20 protein-coding genes are annotated in these 23,174 nt (G+C 38.2%); 16 read left to right on the forward strand and 4 right to left on the reverse strand.

The window, feature by feature from the left end; translation table 11 throughout:
* Positions 1-3 precede the first annotated feature (3 nt).
* The 7 genes from kdsA to H5122_RS00790 all read left to right on the forward strand — a co-directional run bounded on the left by kdsA (position 4) and on the right by H5122_RS00790 (position 7,859).
* A complete protein-coding gene (gene kdsA / locus H5122_RS00760) occupies positions 4-858 on the forward strand; it encodes a 3-deoxy-8-phosphooctulonate synthase (protein WP_182682089.1) in 855 nt (284 codons plus the stop codon).
* 121 nt (positions 859-979) lie between these two features.
* The gene (locus tag H5122_RS00765; RefSeq protein WP_002958561.1) at positions 980-1,882 is read left to right on the forward strand and encodes a transcriptional regulator GcvA; all 903 of its coding nucleotides are present in this window, start codon (positions 980-982) and stop codon (positions 1,880-1,882) included.
* Positions 1,883-1,884: 2 nt separating this feature from the next.
* The gene (locus H5122_RS00770; RefSeq protein WP_182682090.1) at positions 1,885-2,520 is read left to right on the forward strand and encodes an alpha/beta family hydrolase; all 636 of its coding nucleotides are present in this window, start codon (positions 1,885-1,887) and stop codon (positions 2,518-2,520) included.
* 19 nt (positions 2,521-2,539) lie between these two features.
* Complete coding sequence (locus tag H5122_RS00775; protein ID WP_024595287.1) at positions 2,540-2,908, forward strand: DUF423 domain-containing protein; 369 nt, start codon at positions 2,540-2,542, stop codon at positions 2,906-2,908.
* 17 nt (positions 2,909-2,925) lie between these two features.
* Positions 2,926-4,011, forward strand: coding sequence for a 23S rRNA (cytidine(2498)-2'-O)-methyltransferase RlmM (rlmM, locus tag H5122_RS00780; RefSeq protein WP_024605425.1), 1,086 nt, complete (start codon positions 2,926-2,928; stop codon positions 4,009-4,011).
* A gap of 16 nt (positions 4,012-4,027) precedes the next feature.
* Positions 4,028-7,336 carry a PKD domain-containing protein gene (locus H5122_RS20275; protein ID WP_182682091.1) on the forward strand — a complete coding sequence of 1,103 codons (3,309 nt, stop codon included), beginning with the start codon at positions 4,028-4,030 and terminating at the stop codon, positions 7,334-7,336.
* Position 7,337: 1 nt separating this feature from the next.
* Positions 7,338-7,859, forward strand: coding sequence for a hypothetical protein (locus H5122_RS00790; protein ID WP_182682092.1), 522 nt, complete (start codon positions 7,338-7,340; stop codon positions 7,857-7,859).
* Positions 7,860-7,931: 72 nt separating this feature from the next.
* On the opposite strand, the gene cysZ is transcribed toward H5122_RS00790, so the two are convergent.
* Positions 7,932-8,642 carry a sulfate transporter CysZ gene (gene cysZ / locus H5122_RS00795; RefSeq protein ID WP_182671383.1) on the reverse strand — a complete coding sequence of 237 codons (711 nt, stop codon included), beginning with the start codon at positions 8,640-8,642 and terminating at the stop codon, positions 7,932-7,934.
* Between the two features lie 310 nt (positions 8,643-8,952).
* Here cysZ and H5122_RS00800 point away from each other — a divergent pair, with 310 nt between their 5' ends.
* The 6 genes from H5122_RS00800 (at position 8,953) to speB (ending at position 16,759) form a co-directional block, all read left to right on the forward strand.
* Positions 8,953-11,205, forward strand: a complete 2,253-nt coding sequence (locus tag H5122_RS00800; protein WP_182682093.1) for an EAL domain-containing protein — start codon at positions 8,953-8,955, stop codon at positions 11,203-11,205.
* A 207-nt stretch (positions 11,206-11,412) separates the two neighbouring features.
* On the forward strand, positions 11,413-11,874 hold the full coding sequence (locus H5122_RS00805; protein WP_024597467.1) for a GNAT family N-acetyltransferase: 462 nt from the start codon (positions 11,413-11,415) through the stop codon (positions 11,872-11,874).
* Positions 11,875-12,106: 232 nt separating this feature from the next.
* Positions 12,107-12,976, forward strand: a complete 870-nt coding sequence (locus H5122_RS00810; RefSeq protein ID WP_024597468.1) for an MYG1 family protein — start codon at positions 12,107-12,109, stop codon at positions 12,974-12,976.
* Between the two features lie 62 nt (positions 12,977-13,038).
* A complete protein-coding gene (locus tag H5122_RS00815) occupies positions 13,039-13,371 on the forward strand; it encodes a YnfA family protein (RefSeq protein ID WP_182682094.1) in 333 nt (110 codons plus the stop codon).
* 547 nt (positions 13,372-13,918) lie between these two features.
* The gene (speA, locus tag H5122_RS00820) at positions 13,919-15,832 is read left to right on the forward strand and encodes a biosynthetic arginine decarboxylase (protein WP_002958572.1); all 1,914 of its coding nucleotides are present in this window, start codon (positions 13,919-13,921) and stop codon (positions 15,830-15,832) included.
* Positions 15,833-15,835: 3 nt separating this feature from the next.
* Complete coding sequence (gene speB, locus H5122_RS00825) at positions 15,836-16,759, forward strand: agmatinase (RefSeq protein ID WP_008138249.1); 924 nt, start codon at positions 15,836-15,838, stop codon at positions 16,757-16,759.
* A 54-nt stretch (positions 16,760-16,813) separates the two neighbouring features.
* Here the strand turns inward: speB and H5122_RS00830 are convergent, their stop codons facing one another.
* The 3 genes from H5122_RS00830 to H5122_RS00840 all read right to left on the reverse strand — a co-directional run bounded on the left by H5122_RS00830 (position 16,814) and on the right by H5122_RS00840 (position 19,502).
* Positions 16,814-17,179: a DoxX-like family protein gene (locus H5122_RS00830; RefSeq protein WP_310736074.1), complete on the reverse strand. Its 366-nt coding sequence runs from the start codon at positions 17,177-17,179 to the stop codon at positions 16,814-16,816.
* A gap of 181 nt (positions 17,180-17,360) precedes the next feature.
* Positions 17,361-18,383: a M48 family metallopeptidase gene (locus tag H5122_RS00835; protein ID WP_182682095.1), complete on the reverse strand. Its 1,023-nt coding sequence runs from the start codon at positions 18,381-18,383 to the stop codon at positions 17,361-17,363.
* A 9-nt stretch (positions 18,384-18,392) separates the two neighbouring features.
* Positions 18,393-19,502: a YjgN family protein gene (locus H5122_RS00840; RefSeq protein WP_182682096.1), complete on the reverse strand. Its 1,110-nt coding sequence runs from the start codon at positions 19,500-19,502 to the stop codon at positions 18,393-18,395.
* Positions 19,503-19,894: 392 nt separating this feature from the next.
* On the opposite strand from H5122_RS00840, the gene H5122_RS00845 reads away from it, so the two are divergent.
* From H5122_RS00845 to H5122_RS00855, 3 genes are all read left to right on the forward strand, one after another.
* Positions 19,895-20,098 (forward strand): DUF1656 domain-containing protein, encoded by a 204-nt coding sequence (locus H5122_RS00845; protein ID WP_024597474.1) that lies wholly within the window; start codon positions 19,895-19,897, stop codon positions 20,096-20,098.
* A 168-nt stretch (positions 20,099-20,266) separates the two neighbouring features.
* Positions 20,267-21,127, forward strand: coding sequence for an HlyD family secretion protein (locus H5122_RS00850; RefSeq protein ID WP_138489375.1), 861 nt, complete (start codon positions 20,267-20,269; stop codon positions 21,125-21,127).
* Positions 21,128-21,137: 10 nt separating this feature from the next.
* Positions 21,138-23,174: an FUSC family protein gene (locus H5122_RS00855; RefSeq protein WP_182682097.1), complete on the forward strand. Its 2,037-nt coding sequence runs from the start codon at positions 21,138-21,140 to the stop codon at positions 23,172-23,174.

Below are 23,174 nucleotides of genomic sequence, written 5' to 3' on the forward strand. Positions count from 1 at the left end.
TAAATGAAAGACCAAATTATTAAAATTAATGAAATTGAACTTGCAAACAATAAACAGTTTGTACTGTTTGGTGGTATTAACGTATTAGAATCTCGCGATTTAGCAATGCGTGTTGCAGAGCATTACGTAGAAGTTACGACGAAACTAAATATTCCTTATGTATTTAAGGCCTCATTTGATAAAGCTAATCGCTCTTCAATCAATTCGTACCGTGGTCCAGGTATGGAAGAAGGTTTAAAAATATTCGAAGAAATTAAAAACACGTTTAAAATTCCACTAATTACTGACGTACATGAACCGCATCAAGCTGCACCTGTTGCAGAAGTTGTTGATGTAATTCAGTTACCTGCTTTTTTAGCGCGTCAAACAGATTTAGTTGTGGCGATGGCTAAAACAGGTGCAATTATTAATGTGAAAAAACCACAGTTTTTAGCGCCACATGAAATGCGTCATATCATTACTAAATTTAATGAAGCTGGTAATAACAACGTAGCTCTTTGTGAGCGTGGTTCTAGCTTTGGTTACAACAACCTTGTGGTTGATATGCTGGGTATGGATGACATGAAGGCAATGGCACCTGTTATTTTTGATGCAACACATGCGCTACAACGCCCTGGTGGACGAGCTGACTCTGCTGATGGTCGTCGTGCACAAGCTGCAGAGCTTGCGCGCAGCGGTATGGCATTGGGTATTGCTGGTTTATTTATCGAAGCGCATCCAAATCCTAACGAAGCTAAATGTGATGGCCCATGTGCGCTAGCCCTTAGTAAGTTAGAAGGCTATTTAACGCAAATGAAAGCGGTTGATGATTTAATTAAAAGCTTTGCCCCACTTGATACAAGTGCAAGCGATTTATAATTAAGCATGATGTTTATTAAAAAGCGACTCAGGTCGCTTTTTTTATGCCTTTAATATACACAAACTTATATGATGTATATAATCTCACGCATAAGAAAAACTAATTCTAAGCTTGGTTATTATGTCAAGACGGGTACCTCCATTAAACGCATTAAAAGCCTTTGAAGCGGCTGCTCGCCATTTAAGTTTTACAAAAGCAGCAGAAGAGCTCTATGTAACGCAGGCGGCAGTAAGTCATCAAATAAAAACACTTGAAGAGCATTTAGGTTTGAAGCTGTTTTTACGTAAAAACCGCTCTTTATTATTAACTGAAGAAGGCCAAGGCTATTTTTTAGATATTAAAGAGATTTTTACTCAGCTTATTGATGCAACTGAAAAGCTATTAGCTCGTGGCGCTAAGGGCTCCCTAACGGTAAGCCTAACCCCAAGTTTTGCTATTCAGTGGTTAGTGCCTCGTTTGAGTTTGTTTAATGAGTTACATCCAGAGATAGATGTGCGAATAAAAGCTCAGGACCAAGATGAAAACTCACTCACTGATGACGTAGATATTGCTATTTATTATGGAAGGGGTCATTGGAATGGCGTACAAGCGTACAAGCTTCATACCGAATATTTAGTACCACTTTGTAGTCCTATGTTATTAAGCGGGTTAAAGCCGCTTGATCAACCTAGTGATTTAGCGCATCACACACTATTACACGACACTACACGTAAAAACTGGAAAACGTGGATGAAAACCGCAGGCGTGCGTAACATCCAGGTAAATCAAGGGCCTATATTTAGCCACTCCTCTATGGTGTTACAAGCAGCGGTACATGGACAAGGTGTGGCAATTGGCAATAGTGTATTAGCTAAACCCGACATAGACGCAGGGCGTTTGGTAATTCCGTTTAATCATAGCCTAGAGAGTAAAAATGCGTATTACTTAGTGCTTCGTGAGTCGCAAACAGAGCTTGGTAAAATAGTTTCGTTTAAAGAGTGGATGTTGAGCTTAGTAGAGCATGAGCAAGAACATGAGTATTAATAATGATTGAATGGTTTAAAAGCACGGTGCAACCTGCAATAGCACAGTTTATATTTGCACATGGCGCAGGTGCTGGTAGCGATTCTGACTTTATGCAGCACATGGCAAAATTAATAAGCGAGCAGGGTGTTGATGTTGGTTTATTTGATTTTGAATATATGCAAATCGCTAAACAAACTAATAAACGCAGGCCTCCTGAGCGAGCACCAAAGTTACTTATTTATTATGAACGAGTGCTAACGAATGCGCAGCCAGATTTACCGTTGTTTATAGGTGGTAAATCGATGGGCGGTCGCATGGCATCAATGCTTGCATGTAGTACAGAGCAAAGCCTTTCAGGTGTTATAGCATTTGGTTATCCATTTCATCCGCCGGGTAAGCCAGAAAAATTACGCACCGATCATTTTGCTGATATTGTTTGCCCTTTTTTAGTATTACAGGGCGAGCGAGATACATTTGGTACACGTGAAGAACTTCTTACTATGAAAATGCCAAAGCAGCCTTTGTTTACTTGGCTGAGTGATGGCGATCATTCATTAAAACCACGTAAAAAAAGTGGCGTAACTGAGCTGCAAAATAGAGAAACAGCAGCGTTAAGTGCCGTTGAATTTATTAAGCAACAAATTGAGATACGTTAAGACTTGAGCAGGGGGTTAGATGATTAAATTATTTTTAATGACCGGTAGTATTTTTTGTATGCTTTCGGTGATGTTAGGTGCATTTGCTGCCCATGGTTTAAAAAGCCGCTTATCGGAGTATTCATTAGGCGTTTTTAAAACGGCTGCTGAGTATCAAATGGTACATGGACTTGCACTTATTGCGGTGGCTATTTTAATTAAATGGGGCATAAACCTGAGTTGGGCTGGTGGCTTTTTTATAATGGGCACACTACTTTTTAGTGGTAGTTTATATTTACTCGCTCTAACAGGAATGAAGTGGCTTGGGCCTATAACACCGCTTGGTGGGCTGTGCTTTATTATTGGTTGGATTGTTATTTTAGTGCAAGTTGCACGATTTAAGTTTTAAAGAGTTTAAGGGTTAATATGTCTAGTGTTGTGATTTTTTGTCGTAGTGGTTTTGAAAACGATGCCGCTGCTGAAATAACGTTTCATGCTGCAGAGCAAGGTTTTGCAGGGTATGTAAAAGCAAAACCAAATACAGGTTATGTTGTTTACGAATGTTTTGAAGCGCATCACAGCGACGAAATAATCAAAAAAGTTGATTTTAAAAACATGGTGTTTGCACGTCAATGGTTTGCCGGCACATTACTTGAAAACATGCCAGTAGAGGACCGTGTGAGCGCAGTAGTTGAAGCTGCTAAAGATTTTACATTATGCTCAGAACTGCGCGTTGAAACGCCAGACACAAACGAAGGCAAAGAGCTTTTAACGTTCTGTAAAAAAATCTCAACACCGCTTAAAAAAGCCCTCGAAAAACAAAATACTGTACTACGTGAGCCAAAAGCAAATCGCCCAGTAATGCATGTCATGTTTTTAACAAACAATACGGCTTATGTTGGTTACTCGTATAGCTTTAATAATTCTCCATTTTTCATGGGTATTTTGCGCCTTCGTATGCCAAGCGATGCACCGAGTCGCTCAACGTTAAAACTCGATGAAGCATTTAACGTATTTATACCTGAGCAACAACGCGAGTCACGCGTAGCTGCCGGTATGCGCAGTGTTGATTTAGGTGCATGCCCAGGCGGTTGGACTTATCAGCTTGTACGCCGTGGTATGTTTGTAAGTGCGATTGATAACGGCCCAATGAATGACGATTTAATGCAAACTGGGCAAGTTAAACATTTTAGAGCCGACGGTTTTAAATATCGCCCAGAAAAAAGAAATATTACTTGGTTAGTGTGCGATATGGTGGAAAAACCGACCAAAGTGACTACGCTAATGATTGACTGGGCAGTAAATGCATACGCAAAAGAGTTTATATTTAACTTAAAGCTGCCTATGAAAAAACGCTTTGATAGTGTTTATGAATGTCTTTCGATGATCAGAAAAGAGCTTGAGAAACAAGGTATCAATTACGAGTTGCAAGCTAAACATCTATATCATGATCGTGAGGAAATAACCGTTCATTTAAACGTTACTAAGGTGCCACAAAATTTGTATAGTTAATATGTAGAGGCTAAAAGTGGTAAAAAATAATATTAATAAATGGCTAAGTTTACTTTTTTTATCACTTTTAATCACAGGCTGTGGCGGGGGAGGCGAAAGTAGTGATACAACTACGGCCCCTGGTAACGCTGCGCCCAGTGTTACGCTTTCGGTTAGCAGTAACGTTATTACTTCTAATCAATCATTTACTATTACAGCGCTTGCAAGTGATAGCGACGGACAAATTGCCAGCTATCAATGGCAACAACTTAGCGGGCCTGAGTTTACGTTTACCTCTAACGGTAACACGCTTACAGCCACTGCACCTAGTGTAACAACCGATACGACCTTTAGCTTTTCGGTTACAGTTACTGACAACTCAGGTGCTACTGCACAACAAGTTTTTTCAGGCACTATCACCTCTCAAAATAATGCTCCTACAGTTAATATAACAGGCCCAAGTAGTGCACTTGCCAGCACACAAGTTAGTTTAGTTGCTAACGCTCAAGATACAGATGGCACTATAAGTAATATTAATTGGATTCAGTCTGCTGGGGACAATGTTGAGTTTTCACAAACTGATGGAGTCCTTAGTTTTACCGCCCCTAATGTATCTGAAAATACAACACTAGGTTTTAGCGTAACCGTAACTGACAATGCAGGTAAAAGCGCTCAAGCGAGTAAAACGGTTTTAATTAATCAAGTAAATAGCGCGCCAACAGTCATTGTTACAGGCCCTGAAGAAGCTGAAAAAGGTGACAGCGTAACCCTAGTTGCAGATGCACAAGACAGCGATGGTAGTATTAATAGCATAACTTGGCAGCAAATAAGTGGTCCTGTAGTTGAACTTACTCAAACACAAACAAGCATTAGCTTTAATGCGCCCACTGTTTCACAAAATACCAATGTTACATTTGTGGTTACTGTAACCGATGACGATAACGCTACAAATAGCGCTCAAAAAACAGTTGTAGTATTAGCACCAAACAATCCACCAACTGCAGATGATGTAAGTATTAGCGTGCAATATAATCAAGCCACAGAATTTAGTTTAGTAGTTAGCGATGCCGATAACGATACCGTTCAGATTGATTTTGGTGATGATTTAAATGGTGCACAAATTAGTGTTATTGATGCACAAGCCTTACTTTTTAGCTACACACCTCCTGCAAACAGTATCACTTCACAAAGCTATACGTTAACTGCGTCTGATTCAAAAGACACAACCGAATTTACCCTGAATATTACTGTGGTTGATTCAACGCCCGCTACAATTAGTAATGTAACACCCCAAAGTAATAATGACCCAGTTCTTGTAGATAGCCCTGTTAGTATTACATTTTCAGATATTATGCTAACGAGCACTTTAGCAGTTAATTCTAGTAGTGGTGCTTGTACAGGAAGCGTACAAGTGTCAGCAGATGATTTTACTACTTGCTTGGCCTTAAATATTGAAAGTTTGTCGGGTACTACTAGTGACACAAGTACTTATTTTCATACTGTAAATGTAAGCGCAAGCTTTAATGAAGATACCCAATATATTGTCCGTGTTACAGCTGATTTAACTAATTTTGATGATACGGCCATTGAAACGCAAACAGCTACTTTTTTTACTACCTCTAGCCAAGATATAAAAATAACTGAAGTTTCTTCTGTGCAATTTAGTAACGACCTACCTTGGATTGAAATTTATAACGGCACAGGGGCTGCTGTAAACTTACAGAGTTATTCGCTTAAAACCCGCAGTATTAATATGGTTAATAGCTCGACTAGTGCAGAGACAACTTTTTCACTGCCCAATAAAGAGCTTGAAAATGGTGAGTACCTTATTTTACAAAGTAGGTTTGGAGATGATTTTTTAGCAAATGCGTCATTTAACAACCCTAAAATAGCGCTTGTAGGTAATGCTAGTGATGAAATTAGACCTTATTGGTACATAAACGGTTTTGTAGAATTACTTAATAGTGCAGGTACACAAACAATCGACTTTGTAAAATTTGGTAACTCAGTACAAGAACCAGTAACGCCATCACAATGGCAAGGTGGTAACGCAGAGCAAATCATCTCCGAGCAAGGAGGCAGCTTAAAGCGCGATCTTAATGCGAAAGACACTAATCAAAGTACTGATTGGAGTTATTCTGTGTTTAACACACCCGCTGGGCCAAACAATATAAATTGCACAATAGATGATGATGAGGATGGTATTCCTGATTGCGCTGAGCAACAGGGTACAACATTCGCGGGTTTACCACTTTATGAGTGGGGGGCGCGTACCGCACAAAAAGATATATTTATTGAAGTTGATTATATGGACAGCAGTGATGTAGGTATTACTCCACATCGAACAGCACTTGAAAAAGTAGCCACTGTTTTTGCAGAAAAAGGCTATACAGTCCACTTTGACGTGGGTGATTTGTTTGATCAAAATACAAATACAGCACCGCAAAACTTTGATTTAGGTGGCGGAAATCTTGTCCCTTTTAATAGCTATACCCCGTTTGAATACGATTTAAGTAGCCCTAATTTATTTGCTTACAAAATGGAATATAGCGATATAACTCGCAGGCCCATTTTCCATTATTTATTAATGGCAAGTAGTGGTAACGAAGACGGTAGTATTAGTGGTTCGGGTATTGCTGAGATAAGCGGTAATGATTTAATGGTAACTATGGGGGGCTGGGGTTTAACGCTTGATACGCAAGTAGCAACCAATGTAACTTATAATTATCAAGCATCAACAATATTTCATGAGTTAGGTCATAACTTAGGTTTATACCATGGCGGTGATGAAGAAGTTAATTTTAAGCCTAATCATTTAAGCTCTATGAATTATTTATATCAATTAGCGGGTTTATCAACAATAGGTAATAACGAAGGTGATCGCTACTATGAGCGTTTTTACCCAGGCAATGCTAGTTGCGATATTGCACCAAATACAAATAGTCATTTAGGCTCTACGGATGATTTTATTATTGATTATTCAAATGGTAGTTCAGCAGATTTAAATGAAAGCACCATACTTGAAGTACAGGGGTTAAATAGAAATAGCTCACTACCAGTTGATTTTAATTGTAATGCAATTAACACCGAAAGCTTAACCAGCTTTGATACTAACCAAGATAATACAATATCAATACTGAGTGATGTAGATGAGTGGAGCATGCTTAATTTACAGTTTTATATGCAAAGTGCAGGTAATCGATTTGGGGTGCCAAAGACAAATAACAGTAAGGTGCATAATTTACAAAGCTCGCCTACTAATATTGAAACGCTGCCCAGTTATATAAAAGAAGCACAGCCAAGTAGTGCAATTATTGCTGAGTTAAAAGCAATTAAAGAGCAATAGTATGAAGCCAATGCTCAGCACTAAGTTTATTATCTTGAGTAGTTTTTTTAGCTTACTAATAGCGTGTAGCGATACTAACAATACACGTGAGTGGTTACTAAAAAATGATAATTTGTATTATAAAAATACAGCTGTTGACTGGCGAATTGAATCAGTAAAGGGCTGTAATACATGCGTTATAAGCCAAGATGTTGTTTATCAGCCTGAAGGTATTAGTCGTTATAATACGTTAATGCAGAGTCAGAATTGGGTCGCGGTACATGAACTAAGTAAAATCAATGTCATTCGTTTAAAGATGCCAGACCAAACACCTTATTTATACGTAGAGCGTGTAAAAGGTCAAATACTAAAGTTGTTTTATCAGCAGCAAAACTACAGTATAAAAATTGGTGAAGTTACAGCCGTTAATATTAATAATCAGCGCTTTAGTATTTTGATTAAAAAATTTGAAGAAGTAGATAAACAAAGCGATGCATTACCAAGGCGTGCATCGCTTGAGTTTATTGCTTTAAAAATAGATTAAAAAGCACCTTAGGTGCTTTTTAATCTAGAATGCGGTGTCCTTCGGATATTGAAAAAGTTAGCAACCTTTTAATTAACTGCGATATTTTGGACGATAGTTATCTACCCATAAACGTGTTGCGCCGCACACTGCTACTGGCATAACTATTAAGTTTATAAAAGGGATAGCAGTTAACAACATAACAGCAAAACCAAATCCGTATGACAAACCTTGCTTAGATTTTAAATCGTCTTTCATTTGCTTAAAGTCAATTTTATGATTATCAAACGCATAGTCTTCGTATTGAACTGCGTACATCCAACAAGTAAATAACACCCATAGTATTTGGCCAATGACCGGTAAAACCCATAACAATATAAAAAAGCCAATTGCGCGAGGAAGGTAGTAGCATAGTTTTGTCCACTCACGGGCAAGCATGCGAGGTATATCTTTAACTAGTTCGGCAAAGCCGTCATCGTTAATTTTTTGACCTGTTAGGTAAAGCTCAACTTTTTCACTCAAGAGCGCATTGAATGGGGCTGCAATAAAATTAGTGATAACTGTAAAGAGCATACTATAGCTAAACAAAACAACTAATACAGCAATAGGCCACATTAGCCACTCTAACCAGCTTAACCACTCGGGGAGCATGTTGTTTATGTAGCTAAAACTATCACTTAACCAGCCAACTAAAAAAAACAGCGAGCTACCAAACAGCAAAATATTAATTAATAGCGGAATAAGGACAAAACGCTTTAGCCCTTTTTGGCTAATTAATTTAAACCCCGAAAAAAAGTATTCCATACCTTGTGTGATCTGCACTGTAACCTCAAAAAATATTTACCATTACTTATAGTATAAATAGCTTAAAAATTTTGAACAGTACTTTTAAGTAACAAAGTGTTAGCTTTAATATTGTGGTTTTGTTTATATAGTAACAATAGGTGTTCAGTAATATGCAACTATGATTATTTAAGACAGGCCCGATTATTTTTTGCCAATAAAATAAAAAACTTACTAATCATGACTATACTGAACTTTACTGCGTAAGAAAAAAGCGCTTGATTAAAGCTTTTGTTGTTTCAATGTGTATAAATAATACGGGTAAAGGAAAATGGGTACGGATAGGTTAAAAAAGTTATTATCTCACCAGCAAGGCATTTTATCTAAAATTGCATTAGGGGTACCTTTAAGTGAGGTGCTTACTGAAATTTGTTCATCAATCGAGCAGATTATTGATGATGAATCCGCTAGGTGTTCAATCTTATCAGTTAAAGGCCAGCAGCTTTTTCATTGCGCAGCTCCTAATATTCATCCAGAGTACTGTAGTTTGCTTAATGGAGTCTATATAGGGCCAAAAGTGGGCTCATGTGGTACTACTGCATTTTCGAAATCGCGCACTATTGTTGAAAATATCGAAACTTCACCGCTGTGGGAGGACTTTAAAGACTTGGCACTAAAGTTTGGTCTTAAGTCATGTTGGTCAACGCCTATTTTCTCAACTCAAGCCGATTTATTAGGCACCTTTGCTATCTATCACAGCACTCCTAAATCACCATCAAAGCAAGATTTAGAGTTAATCGATTTTTTTGTGCACTTTTCTAGTATCGCTCTTGAAAAAAGTAACGAATTTAACAAAGCAAAACAGCTTCTCGCGAATTTACAGCAAAGTAATGAAAAGTTTAAAGCCTTCACTAAGGTAATGCCCGATCTCATTCTTATTTTAAGTGAAGAGGGAATTTATACCGATGTGTATGGTACCTCTAATGAGTTACTGCTTGATTCAAGCAAGGACCTTATTGGTCAAAGTGTTAAGGACCTGCTTTCTCAAGACGATGCACAAATGATAATGGACGTTATTAAAAAAACACTCTCGACTAACGAGACGCAAATTTTTGAATATGAATTAGCTGTACCAAAGGGCAATATAGTTTTTGAAGGCAGGGCTGCTGCATTAGATCATTACCACCCCAATAGTCCTACAAAAAGGCACGTAGTATGGATGGCCAGAGATATTTCAATAAAGAAAAAGGCCGAACAAGAAGTACATAAGCTTGCCTTTTACGACCCATTAACGAATCTTCCAAATAGAAGAATGCTTAGCGACAAATTAAGCATGTGTGTGGAGAGTGTTAAGCGTGATAAAAATATAGGGGCGTTATTATTTTTAGACCTAGATAATTTTAAGCGTATTAATGACTCACTTGGGCACAGTGCGGGTGATGAAGTACTTGTGGAATTATCAAAAAGGTTAAGCGCAATAATAAAAGGATGTGATACGTTGGCCAGAGCGGGTGGCGATGAGTTTATTATTTTACTAAAACACGTTGGAGAAAATACACAGCAGGCGAGCATAGAGTGCAAAATAGTAGCCAAAGAGATTCAAAGAGCTTTTCATGATAAATTTGAAGTGGGCAACCTTGCATTTCAAGTAAGCTGCAGCATAGGTATTTGTCTAATTGATAGCGTAAATGCGCAGGCAGGCAATATATTAAAATTTGCAGACACGGCTATGTATCGTTCTAAAAATAAAGGGGGGAATAGCAGTAGCTTTTACGATCCAGCCTTACAAACACTGCTTGAAAAACAAACTGAACTAGAAACAGATATAGTCAGAGCGATTGCATCTGATGAGTTTTGTGCTTATTTTCAGCCTCAGGTAAATACGTATGGTGATGTTATTGGTGCTGAAGCACTCATTAGGTGGAACCATCCTCAAAAAGGGTTAATAGCGGCAAACGAATTTATACCAATTGCAGAGCAATACGGGCTTATTCAAAAACTACAAAATATTGTTTTACATGATATATGTATTTTAATAAACGAACTTAAAGCAGATAACATAATTGACGATTCGTTTAGTGTTTCAATTAATATTAGTCAAAGCCAGTTTAATTCATCAAATTTAAAAGGAGAGCTGTTTAGCACTATCAATAAATTTGATATTCGAGCGCAGCAAATTAAGTTAGAAATAACTGAGTCAATGCTCTCAAGCGATATAGATTATACAATTAGACAAATGAAAGAACTCATTGCCGCTGGCTTTTTATTTTCGATTGATGATTTTGGAACCGGTTACTCCTGCTTAGCGTACTTAAGTGCGTTTCCTGTTAAAGAATTAAAAATAGATAAAAGCTTTATTGATAAAATTTTAGATAGCACGGTTGGCTTTAATATTGCGCAAACAATTATCAGTTTAGGAAAAAGCTTAAACTTAGAGGTAGTTGCAGAGGGCGTAGAAACAACAGAACAATATGACTTACTTAAAAAAATGAATATTGACGCCATGCAAGGCTACTTAATTGCAAGGCCGATGGATAAAGAAGGCTATGCAAAATGGCATAGCGCTAATACTAATGCGCAATAATACTTGAACACTACTATTTATTAATTAGTAATAATTTAGCAAAATTTACACACTTGCTAGGCCACTTTTGCTCTTTTAGCTGGTGAAATGTCATAACCCATATGCTAAATAAGGAGTAAAGATTTTTTAATTAAACAATGCTAAGCTATGACCGCTTAAATATATTATTTAAAGCTTAATAAACTTATAACAATGAATGGAAGCTTTATGCAGTTAGTCGATTTGAACCCGAATGATCCCGACGTGGTAAATGTATTTGATGATATAGACCGACTTATAAATTCTTTATATCCTGTGGCTACCGCACAGTCTCTGGAGTTAAACGAATTAACCTTACCTAATGTGTACGCTATTGGTTTAAAAACTGAAGAAGGTATTATTGCCTGCGGTGCGATTGTAGAGAAATTTGATACCCAGCCTTACGGCGAAATAAGACGTTTATATGTAAAACCAAGTCATCGTGGTAAAGGGCTATCAAGACGTATTATGCAGATTTTATTGCATCAAGCTGGCGAAAAACAAATCCCGTTAATACGCTTAGAAACAGGCCCAAAACAAATGAAATCAATCAATTTATATGAAAATTTAGGCTTTAAACGCTGTAGCAGTTTTGGCTCATATGTAGATAATCCACAAAGTGTTTTTATGGAATTAGGGCTTAGTAAATAAGTTCATTAACGCTGCGACATGTTAAAGCTTAATGTGTCGTAAATATCTGCCTTCATTATTATCTTGTAATAAAAGTCATACTCAAACTAGTAACTATAAAAGCAGCTTTTATAGTGATGCAAGAATACTTCACTGTTTTTAACACCTGTCTTCGTATAAAATCTGCCTCGATAATTAGTGACTAACTTACAAAGCGAGAATTTTTATCTTTTCTAAAAGTAGCAATAAACAAATGAGCGAAATAACAGTAGTAACCCACAATGGTAATTTTCATGCAGATGACGTTTTTAGTATTGCGGTACTTAAACATGTTTTGCCAACGTTTAAATTGGTACGCACACGCGATAAAGCGCTTATAGAAAGTGCCGACTACGTAATAGATGTAGGTGGGGAATACGACCCTGAAACTAATCGCTTTGATCATCATCAACGTGGTGGTGCAGGCGAGCGAGAAAATGGCATTCCTTTTTCATCATTTGGTTTAGTGTGGAAAAAATACGGCTTAGCACTGTGTGATGATAACCAGGCCGTTGCTGATAGAGTGGATTCAGGCTTAGTTTCAACTATTGACGCCATTGATTGTGGTCATGTTGAAGGTGTATCGAAAGGGATAAGCTTGAGCCAAACAATTTCAATGTTTAACCCTACATGGGAAGAAGAAAGTAACTTTGATACCTGCTTTGATGAAGCCGTTGAATTTGCAGCACGTATGCTCATTCGTTTTATCGCCTCAGCTCACGGTAGTGTTAATGCAAAAGAGATTGTCGCCAAAGCAATTGAAAATGCAGAAGATGCTAGAGTAATCGTGCTTGAAAAGTACACACCGTGGAAAAAAACAGTGCATATTTTATCAAGTGAGGCGCTATACATGGTTTACCCATCGCATTCTGGGCAATGGATATTACAAACAGTACCCGTTGAGCCTGGCTCGTTTGAAGATAGAAAACCGCTTCCTAAAGCGTGGTCTGGTTTATCTGATCAAGCGTTTGTAGATGAAACAGGTATTGCCGATGCCGTGTTCTGTCACAACGGTTTATTTATAGCGGGCACTAAGTCGTTTGAAAGTACAATGAAACTTGCCACTATGGCGCTTAGCGAATAACAACGCACTAAGCATAACAATTTATATAGATTGTTATGCTTGTTATTTTTGCGCGGAGCATTATGTTTGAATTAAAAACAATCGCACTTTTTATTATTACAGCCTTAGCTGAAATATTGGGGTGCTATTTGCCCTACCTTTGGCTAAAACAAGATAAAAGCATTTTACTTTTAATTCCTGCAGCGTTAAGTTTGGTACTATTTGCATGGTTGCTATCTTTACACCCTACTGCAGCAGGGCGGGTATATGCAGCTTATGGCGGCGTATATATTTGTGTTGCGCTATTATGGTTATGGGTTGTAGATGGCGTAAAGCTTACTATGTGGGATATTATTGGTGGTTTAGTTGCACTGCTAGGTATGGCTATAATTATGTTCGCCCCAAAAAGTGCATAGTTAGCTTATACTCAATTAATCGAATTCGCTTATACACTACTGCAATTTCCTACTTTCAATACCACAGGCAATACCTAACGCTACATATGCGCCAAGTCATGATTGAAGCTGGTGGATGTATGCTAAACGTTTTTGACGTGCAGTTTTTATTCACTTTGCAGAATACATAGGTATTACTTGGTCACAACACGCAGCCTCAACTGTGAGTAATTGAGGTGTTGAGAACGTCTTGCTCTAATCCATCAAAAGTAAATTTTATAAACAAAGTAACTCAAGATGAATTTTATTGAATGAGCTAATTCATTTTTGCTAATAAAATTTATAATGAGTCATTTAAAAACAGCCATTTTTTATAACTTTTCTTATCTTTAAAAATCATCAAAGTCCTGTTTTATATATGCTAGCGGGCAATAGTTGTTTGGTTATTTTTTTAACATCAAAAATCACTCGTTACGAGTAAAAATACTTGTTGGACTTGAATCTCTATTTTTCTTTTAATGCGCGGCACTAGCCGAGTCGGCATTAATTAAATAAAAGAGAAAGATAAATGAAAGAGACAACATCACTAGAACAAGCTCGTACGAGCTACAATGTTCGTCATTGGAGCCAAGGTTTTTTTGGTATTAATGATCAAGGTGATGTGTATGTTGCGCCCAAGGCTCATGCCCCAGAGCAAACCATTGCACTAACAGATATCGCAAAGCAACTACAAGATAAAGGTTTAAGCTTACCTGCCTTAGTTCGTTTTCCGCAAATTTTACACCATCGTGTACACAGCTTATGCGGCGCATTTAATACTGCGATTGAAAACTATGGTTACCCTAAAGACTACCTATTAGTTTACCCAATAAAAGTAAACCAACAACGTGAAGTGGTTGAAGAAATAGTAGCAAGCCAAGCACAAGTAGAAAAAAAGCAACTTGGTTTAGAAGCCGGCAGCAAGCCTGAATTACTAACGGTACTAGCACTGGCTGAAAAAACCAGCGCTGTTATTGTATGTAATGGCTACAAAGATAAAGAATACGTACGTTTAGCACTTATTGGCGAAAAGCTAGGTCATAAAGTGTATATCGTACTTGAAAAGCTTTCTGAGCTAGACATGGTCCTTAGCCAAGCAAAAGAGCTTAACGTAAAACCACGCATTGGTATTCGTGTACGTTTAGCGTCGCAAGGTAAAGGTAAGTGGCAAGCGAGTGGCGGCGAAAAATCAAAATTTGGTTTATCTGCATCGCAAGTTTTACATGTAGTTAATCGTTTAAAAGGCGCAAACCAGCTTGATTTATTGCAGCTTGTGCATTTTCACTTAGGGTCACAAATGGCGAACATTCGTGACGTACGTTTAGGTGTAAGCGAAGCTGCGCGTTTTTACTGTGAGCTACGTAAACTAGGCGCAGAAATTGATTGCCTTGATGTAGGTGGCGGTTTAGCTGTTGATTACGACGGCACGCGTAGCCAGTCGCATAACTCTATGAATTACAGCTTAGCTGAATATGCGAATAACATTGTGTACACCATTGGTGATACATGTAAGCAATATGAGCAACCAATGCCGACTATTATTTCTGAGTCGGGTCGTGCGCTTACGGCGCATCATGCTGTGCTTATTTCTAATGTTATTGGTACTGAAAGTTACACGCCAGAAGAGTTAGTAGCACCAGCGGCAGATGCACCCCTGTTATTAAAAAACATGTGGGCATCGTTTGTACAGTTAACTGATTTAACGGATGACCGTGCATTAATTGAGATTTATCACGACAGCCAAGGTGATTTAGCTGAAGCGCATAACCAATTTGCACTCGGTTTATTAGACTTATCGCAGCGTGCATGGGCTGAACAAATTAACATTCGAATTTGTTATGAACTCAACAAGCACATGGATAATAAAAACCGTTTTCATCGTCCGATTATTGACGAGTTAAACGTACGTTTAGCCGATAAGTTTTTTGTAAACTTCTCGTTATTTCAATCGCTTCCAGATGCATGGGGCATTGATCAAGTGTTTCCGGTATTGCCATTAAGTGGCTTAACTGAAGCACCAAAAAAACGTGCTGTATTACTTGATATAACCTGTGATTCAGACGGCGCACTTGAGCATTACGTAGATGGACAAGGTATTGAAAGCACACTACCAGTGCCAGAGTTTAGCGCTGATAAACCTTATTTAATGGGCTTTTTCTTGGTGGGTGCTTATCAAGAAATTTTAGGTGACATGCATAACTTGTTTGGCGATACGCACAGCGCAATTGTCAATATGGATGAGCAAGGCGTTGCAAGTATTACCGAGATAAACCAAGGTGACACTGTTGCCGATATGATGCGCTATGTACATTTAGATGTTGAAAGTTTTCAGCAATCATACGAGCAGTTAGTAAGCACTAAAATTGAAAAACACGAACAGCAAAGCGTTTTAGACGAGTTGCAAAGCGGCCTTGATGGCTACACTTATTTAGAAGAGTTATAAGCAATGTCGACTTTGTTTGGTCACGCAGATCACTCATTGTACTCAAATGGGATGACGTTTTTACGTCGTCCTATGGTGCAAAACATTAATGCCATTGATGCAGACGTAGTGGTTTTAGGCTTACCATTTGATTTAGCGACCTCGGGCCGCCCTGGTGCGCGCTTAGGCCCTGATGCAATTCGTCGTGCATCGGTTCATTTAGCATGGGAAGACACTAAATACCCGTGGACGTTCCCGTTGTTTGAGCGCTTAAAAGTGGCAGACGCAGGGGACTTTACTTACCCTGTCGGGGATCCTGAGTATTTTACTGCGCAACTAGAAATGGCTGCGGATCAAATACTTCGCCAAGGTAAAACACTATTAGGTTTAGGGGGCGATCACTTTGTAACGCTTCCGCTATTACGTGCTCATGCAAAAATACATGGCAAAATGGCGTTAGTGCATTTTGATGCGCACACCGATACTTATAGCAATGGCTCGCGATTTGATCACGGCACTATGTTTTATCATGCACCAATGGAAGGGCTGATTGATGTTGAGCACAGTATACAAATAGGTATTCGTACCGACTTTGATCAAAGTAAACATGAGTTTGCTGTGATTGATGCAATGCAAGCCAATGATTTACATGCAAATGAAATTGCAGCGCAAATACTTGAGCGAGTAGGTGACCTACCTGTTTACTTAACGTTTGATATAGATTGTTTAGACCCTGCGTTTGCGCCTGGTACAGGCACTCCTGTGTGTGGTGGTTTAACGTCAGATAAAGTACTTAAAGTACTGCGTGCGCTAAAAGGCATAAACATGGTGGGTATGGATGTGGTAGAAGTATCACCTTCGTACGACCAAAGTGAGCTTACCGCAATTGCTGCAGCAACCATTGCGAGCGAATTACTGCATTTGTGGACGCATAAAAATAAGTACTAATTTTATAAATTTTGTACTACAAAAAAGGGTATGCATTTGCATACCCTTTTTTATTTAGAGGTATCGATTATTCAACTGCTCAATTTCTTTTAACCAAATAACGCTTAGCCCAATAAGCGGCAGGTTAGTAGTTACAGGGTTAAATGCTTCAATAAGCAATTGTGGCTGCATTACAACTACAGCAAGTAAAAGCCCCATAAGCGCCAATATATTTAAAGCTACCAAATGCTTATGTTTATAAAACACAAATAAACACAAGCCAAATATAATTTCGCCGACTCCCGCTGAACGTGTAATTAAATCAGACACTTCTGCTGAAAAACCAGCACTGCCAGTCATTAATTTTTCAAGCGGTGCAATATGATAAAGCTTTGGAAAAAAGCCGTGAATGATACTAACCCAAATAACTATTTGAACAATTTAACGATCTAAATCAATTACTAACGTCGTTAAAAAACTTTTATTTAGAACCACTAAACACAAAGTTTTTTGCCTAGTTACTAAATGATTTATTTAACGTTAAAATAGCCCCCATAGTTAATTGAATTAGTATATCCAACTTAAACTCACTATGATGCGAGCAAGTTGAATATAACCGCGATTATTTCCTAGCATTGTCAATACGCTCTTGTGCACTTGGGTGGCTAGATAAGTACTCTAATAAGTCATTTACTTTTTCGAGGTGCTCGTTTTCGCTGGTATGGCTTTCTTGCAGCGCTTCTATTGCATCAGCAAAATCATTACTCGAATACCCAAGTGACTCTAATTGAATGAGTGCAAAGGTATCTGCCTCGCGTTCCATATCACGTGAAAACCCTTGCTGAGCAAATGATGCGCCTGTACCTAATGCAACCTCTGCAACCCCTTCTAAATCACCAAATACAACCGCTAGCACAATCGTACTTGCGGCAGATTGTGCTGTAATACGTACGCTATGCTGGTGGACTACATGGCCCATTTCGTGTAGCAATACCGCTTTTAGTGCATTGGGTTTATCGGCAAGTAAATTTGCTAAATCATCTGTGACCACGATACGGCCATGGGGTAGTGCAAACGCATTAGCACCAAAGCTGTCGGATTTATAAAACGATAATCTATACACCGATTGATCAAGCGATAAAGCATTAAGCATACTTGTAAAATGCGCTTGTACTTTAGTTTGCTGCTCTGCGGGCAGCTCACTTGGGTCAAGCGCAATCTTTTTAATTAGTGTAAAACTTTGCTCCCCCATTTGTTCTACAACATTACGTGGCAGGGTATCAACACTGTAAACAGCAATGGCGGGTACTGCTTTATAAAGTACTAACCACATAAAAAGCGGTGTAAATATTACTGCGGCTAAAATTGCCCATTTACTTTTTTCAAGGCGTTCCATTACGTGGTGGTTATTTTCTTTAAATGGCCATCTGTAACTTACATCTTGAGGAATAAAACGACTGCCATCTTCAAAGTTTAATTCGTCGGCAAGTCCTGCCATCCCCGAACTTAATTTTAGACTTGAGATTGCGTGGCGAGCTATAACGTGTTCATCGTTAATAACTTCAATGTGTGTGTCGCTAATAGTGGCAACACACACTTGATAGTTACTCGATGCGATGGGGAAAAAATGTCCCTTTACATGCATGGTGAGCTCTTAAGTTAGAGAAAGGTCAATATCAAATACGTTTGCAGCTTCTTCAGCAAATGATGATTGCTGTTCTTGCGCGGTATCGATTAGGTTTAATGCACCAGGATAAATAGTGACGTTAGTTACATCAGCGAGCATTTTTGATGTACGTACTTTTGTCCATGGGTATGCAAGCCCTAAAGAAAATACAATAGCCAACATATTAGTTAATAGTAAAACAGCGAAAGGAATTGGTTTTAGCTCTGATTTAAATGTAGCAACGCCTTCAAAATGGCTGTTATCAAAAATGTGATTTCTAATAGCGGCGTGCCATACAGCAGAAACAATGGCAATCATTAGCACATAGGCAATCATCATAAAGATAGGAAGCATAACCATCGCTGCAGAGTTTTCTAAATTTTGTTGGTTTTCAATATCTACTAAGTTGAGGCCAAATAATCCTAAAATCCCCATAAATACCACCATGGTGATAGAGCTCACTACAAAGCAAATAAGCGCTGTTAGGTAATAGGTTTCGCCTTTAAGATTTACAGTAAGTGGTTTATCGCCATAACTAATATTGCTATGGATATAGCTATCAATACGTTTTATAACGTAAGGCATTAATAAATAAAGCGTAAATATGCTGGCAATAGGTAAAAGTATAAAGTTAACAAAGGCTTCGCCATAGCTGCCTTTAAAAGCAAAGCGAACATTACGATGGCGGGTCATGCGCAGATTAAAACGTAAACCTTGGTTAATAATCCATGGCATTAAAAAGATAAAACCAAGAGCAATAAATAGGCCTAAAATAGGCATAAAGCTAATTGAAAATGTGTAAATAAAAAATACAACAACCGCTAAAATCCGACCTTTTAAAATTTGTATTGGTGTTGCCAGGTAGTCAAAACTATGGCCATCTATACGGGTGTGGCCGTAAAAATAGCGATGCGTACGTACTTTAGCCCACGCCGAATATATGCCAAGCGTAATAACGCTAAGTAATATATTTACAATCCAAATTCCAAAAAACTCACCACCTTTACCACTAAATTGCACTTTTCCGCTAAAAATTGGTTCAGCAGGTTCATTTATTGGTGGGGTTATTTCAGATGGGGTAGGGTGTATTGATTCCATTAAATTATATCCATGTTGTTTTTTTGTTAATTTACCCATTTTTAGTGCAAAATTCAATGTTTATAATTATCCAACCCTTCTGCAAACAGCTATAAATAGGCGTTTTAAATATTGAGTTAAATACTCTAATACTTTTTTATAAACAAACCTCGCTGGTTTATTTATTTGGCTGGTAACTGGGGTCTTTAGCTTATTAATATGCGATTTAGCTACTATACATACTTAGTGCTGCTTAAATGTAATGGCATTAATTATGTATTAAGCACACCTACGTACAATTAAGCTAATTGATTTATATGCCAAAATAATAGATTGTAAGAGTAGTGCGGATGTAAATTTATTTAGGTTTTACAGCTTTTATCATCGCTTTAAATAACATTAGGATATTTATTATGTTCCAAGCAGTCGTGTTAGGGGGATTAGAGTTTAGCCCGCTGATTGTTTACTTCCCAATAGCATTTATTTTAACGGCGTTGACTCGTTTTGCTTTGCATCGACTAGATTGGCATGACCGTATTTGGAAAGTGGCTTGGTTTGAGGTGTCACTATTTGTTTGTTACTTGGCACTCGCCGTCTATTTATACCAATTTGCTTAATTAATTGAGCTATTTTGAGGTAAGAAAACCGTGTCGATAACAAGGCAAAAATTTCGTTATTTAGTTGTTCTATATCAGAAATTTTTAACACAGTTAGCGTCAGGTTTAAGCCCTCAAATTACTCAAGTATTATTGCGGGTTGGTATTACTAAGTGGAAGATAAATTGAATGATTAAATATCTGCGTATTACTTTTACTATCTTGGTTGTTATAGCTGCGGTTTTTGCTGGGCGTTGGGTATGGACTGACTACATGCATACTCCTTGGACGCGTGATGGGCGTATTCGAGCCGATATTGTCACGGTTGCTCCAGACGTGTCGGGTTGGGTAACTGCTTTAAATATTAAAGATGGTCAAAACGTACAAAAAGGCGAAGTACTTTTTAATGTTGATAAAAAGCGTTATCAAGCAGCGCTTGATAAAAGTAAAGCAAACACAGAAAACGCATTGTATACATGGGAACTTGCTAAACATAAATACGAAAGACGTGTTGAGCTAAACACTCAACAGGCAATTAGTGAAGAAACGCTAGAATCAACACGTATTAATACTAAAATTGCTGAGGCAAATTATAACCTAGCCAAGACAGAGCAAACAATTGCGCAGTTAAATGTTGATAGAACTAAAATTGTTGCGCCTGCATCAGGGCAAATAATTAATTTGAATTTACGCCAAGGTAACTATGTTGCTCAAGGCACACCTGTTTTTGCTATTGTTCAGTCAGATTCATTTTATGTAACGGGTTACTTTGAAGAGAGTAAAATACCGCTTATTTATCCTGATCAAAAAGCTAAAATAGCCCTTTTAAGTGGTGGTAAGCAATTAACAGGGCATGTAGTGAGTGTAGGTAAAGCCATTGCAAATACGAATACACAAAGTAACGGTCAGCTTTTACCGCAAGTGCAACAAACATTTAATTGGGTGCGTTTATCGCAACGTATTCCTGTTGATATTAAGTTAGATTCGTTGCCCGAAAATACACAGCTTAGCGCAGGAATGACCGCCACTATACATCTCGCTACACGTTAAGGGGAATACAGTGGGCGTTGTATTACAAAATTTGTTTTTTCCTAAAAAACAGGCAATTATTTTTGCGACTAAGGGCGTTATAGCCATGGTGATGGCGCTCACTATTGCTATGTCGCTTAATCTTGAAAGGCCTTATTGGGCGTTAGTCTCGGCTATTTTTTTGCAATTACGCCCGCAAAGCGGATTGGTTATTGAAAAAGCAATATGCCAAATAATAGGCACCATAGTGGGCGGTTTATTTGGCATATTGCTTTTAACTCAGTTAATTCTCTACCCTTATTTAGCGCTCGGTGCACTGGCATTATGGTTGGGGGTGAACTCTTCGTTATCGGCAATGGTACGCCAAGCAAACTTTGTGTATGCGTTTGCTATGGCCGGTGTAACAGCCGCCATTATTGTGCTTTTAGTCATGGTTACTCCGGCAATGGTGAGCAGCCAAAGTATATTTGATATTGCACAAGCGCGAGTAAGCGAAATAATAATAGGTTCTGTATGTGCTGGGCTTGTGAGTCATCTATTTTGGCCTGTAAAGGTTAAAAATTTACTACAAGTACAAGCGCGGTCGGTTATAAATCAAACGTTACATTATTTAGTTATTGAGCTTGATTCTAAGGGCTCGCACGAAAACCGTCACCAGCAAATAGATGGCATTATGGCAACATTGGGATCAATAAACGAAGATTCCAGCGCAGTAAGGTACGAAGGACCAAAAGGTCCAGGGCGCTCGCGTGCTGCAAATCAGTTGTCGCAAAAAGTACTTTCTTTATTGGCCTTAATTCAAATAATTGGCCGCCTACAGCGAAACCACGAAGACCTTATTACACCAACTTTAGATAAATTAATAAGTAAACTTAAGCACGTATTTGCGCAAATTAAAGAGTCTGACGATTTTGATTACTGCGCCGAACAAGTTAAAACGCTGCGTAAAGAGCTAACCGACTATAGAGCAAATACGGTGTGTGATTCGCCATTTGAATCTCACATGCTCAATGTGAGCTTAGAAGTAGCAGCCGACTTAACAATTTTACTACGCGCATACAGAGCGTTAGAAGAGCGTGATAATACATTATTAAATGCACCCAGTATGCTTACATATCGCGACCCATTAGCTGGCATTATTGTTGGATTTAGAACTGCTTTGGTATTTTCTATCGGCGCATTTATTTGGATTAATACAGGCTCTTCTGCTGCATTATTAATTATGATTTTACCGGTCATATTTTCGATAATGTTGGCGAGAATACCGTTAGCTATTTTACAGGTGGTAATAAAGCGTTTATTGGTAGGCGTGGTGGTTGCTGCTATTGTAACTATTTTTTACGCACTCAATTTATTATCACAAAGTGGTGGGCAATTAGAAATATTGCTACTTGTATTAGCAGGGCCTTATTTTTTGGGTTTACTGCTGCTAGCTGATCAACAAACATTGCCATATGGCTTGGGGTTTTGTATCCCATTTACGATTTTGGTAAGACCCAGTACCGATATGAGCCTTGCGTTTTCAATCGATTACACACTTAGCTCTGCAATGGCAATCTTTGCGGGGGTGAGTATTTTATTTTGGATTTTTCAGTTATTTACAGGACCAAGTGTACAATTACTTGTTCATCGTGTTTTTAAGGCCACTTATAAAGATTTACTCGAAATAAATAACCATCCAACCCCAAGTATTTGGTATAACCGCCGCATGGCCGATAGGTTAATTCGCCTAACTAATTACGATCAAGGTTCACACTCACGCGTAATTACTGATCTTGCACTAACCGCTCTAAATTTAGGGCATGCGTCGGTACGTTTAAACTCAATTTGTGAAAATTTGGCTGGTAATACAAAGCTAAAGTATTTAAATGAGTGGCAGCGTACATTAGCCGATGCATTTATGTTGGCAACCAAGGGCAAGTTTAATAATAAGTTTAAGCAAGCGTCAGATAATCTTTATGGGGAATTGGCTCAGACGGTGGACGATTCAAATCAATTAGAGGCAATAAAAGGCATGTTTATTCGCATTAATCTGACCTTTGAAAGAAGTGCGAGTAAGATAAATTAG

The sequence above is a fragment of the Pseudoalteromonas sp. SG43-8 genome, assembly GCF_014164245.1.
Classification (GTDB): Bacteria; Pseudomonadota; Gammaproteobacteria; order Enterobacterales; family Alteromonadaceae; genus Pseudoalteromonas; species Pseudoalteromonas distincta.

Excerpts from the sequence above, each read along its gene's own strand:
- H5122_RS00835 (WP_182682095.1), bottom strand. The coding sequence starts at position 18,383 with ATGCATGTAAAGGGACATTTTTTCCCCATCGCATCGAGTAACTATCAA.
- rlmM (WP_024605425.1), top strand. The coding sequence starts at position 2,926 with ATGTCTAGTGTTGTGATTTTTTGTCGTAGTGGTTTTGAAAACGATGCC.
- H5122_RS00765 (WP_002958561.1), top strand. The coding sequence starts at position 980 with ATGTCAAGACGGGTACCTCCATTAAACGCATTAAAAGCCTTTGAAGCG.
- H5122_RS00815 (WP_182682094.1), top strand. The coding sequence starts at position 13,039 with ATGTTTGAATTAAAAACAATCGCACTTTTTATTATTACAGCCTTAGCT.
- H5122_RS00770 (WP_182682090.1), top strand. The coding sequence starts at position 1,885 with ATGATTGAATGGTTTAAAAGCACGGTGCAACCTGCAATAGCACAGTTT.
- H5122_RS00810 (WP_024597468.1), top strand. The coding sequence starts at position 12,107 with ATGAGCGAAATAACAGTAGTAACCCACAATGGTAATTTTCATGCAGAT.
- H5122_RS00790 (WP_182682092.1), top strand. The coding sequence starts at position 7,338 with ATGAAGCCAATGCTCAGCACTAAGTTTATTATCTTGAGTAGTTTTTTT.
- H5122_RS00775 (WP_024595287.1), top strand. The coding sequence starts at position 2,540 with ATGATTAAATTATTTTTAATGACCGGTAGTATTTTTTGTATGCTTTCG.
- speA (WP_002958572.1), top strand. The coding sequence starts at position 13,919 with ATGAAAGAGACAACATCACTAGAACAAGCTCGTACGAGCTACAATGTT.
- cysZ (WP_182671383.1), bottom strand. The coding sequence starts at position 8,642 with ATGGAATACTTTTTTTCGGGGTTTAAATTAATTAGCCAAAAAGGGCTA.
- speB (WP_008138249.1), top strand. The coding sequence starts at position 15,836 with ATGTCGACTTTGTTTGGTCACGCAGATCACTCATTGTACTCAAATGGG.
- H5122_RS00840 (WP_182682096.1), bottom strand. The coding sequence starts at position 19,502 with ATGGAATCAATACACCCTACCCCATCTGAAATAACCCCACCAATAAAT.
- kdsA (WP_182682089.1), top strand. The coding sequence starts at position 4 with ATGAAAGACCAAATTATTAAAATTAATGAAATTGAACTTGCAAACAAT.
- H5122_RS00845 (WP_024597474.1), top strand. The coding sequence starts at position 19,895 with ATGTTCCAAGCAGTCGTGTTAGGGGGATTAGAGTTTAGCCCGCTGATT.
- H5122_RS00805 (WP_024597467.1), top strand. The coding sequence starts at position 11,413 with ATGCAGTTAGTCGATTTGAACCCGAATGATCCCGACGTGGTAAATGTA.
- H5122_RS00800 (WP_182682093.1), top strand. The coding sequence starts at position 8,953 with ATGGGTACGGATAGGTTAAAAAAGTTATTATCTCACCAGCAAGGCATT.
- H5122_RS00850 (WP_138489375.1), top strand. The coding sequence starts at position 20,267 with ATGATTAAATATCTGCGTATTACTTTTACTATCTTGGTTGTTATAGCT.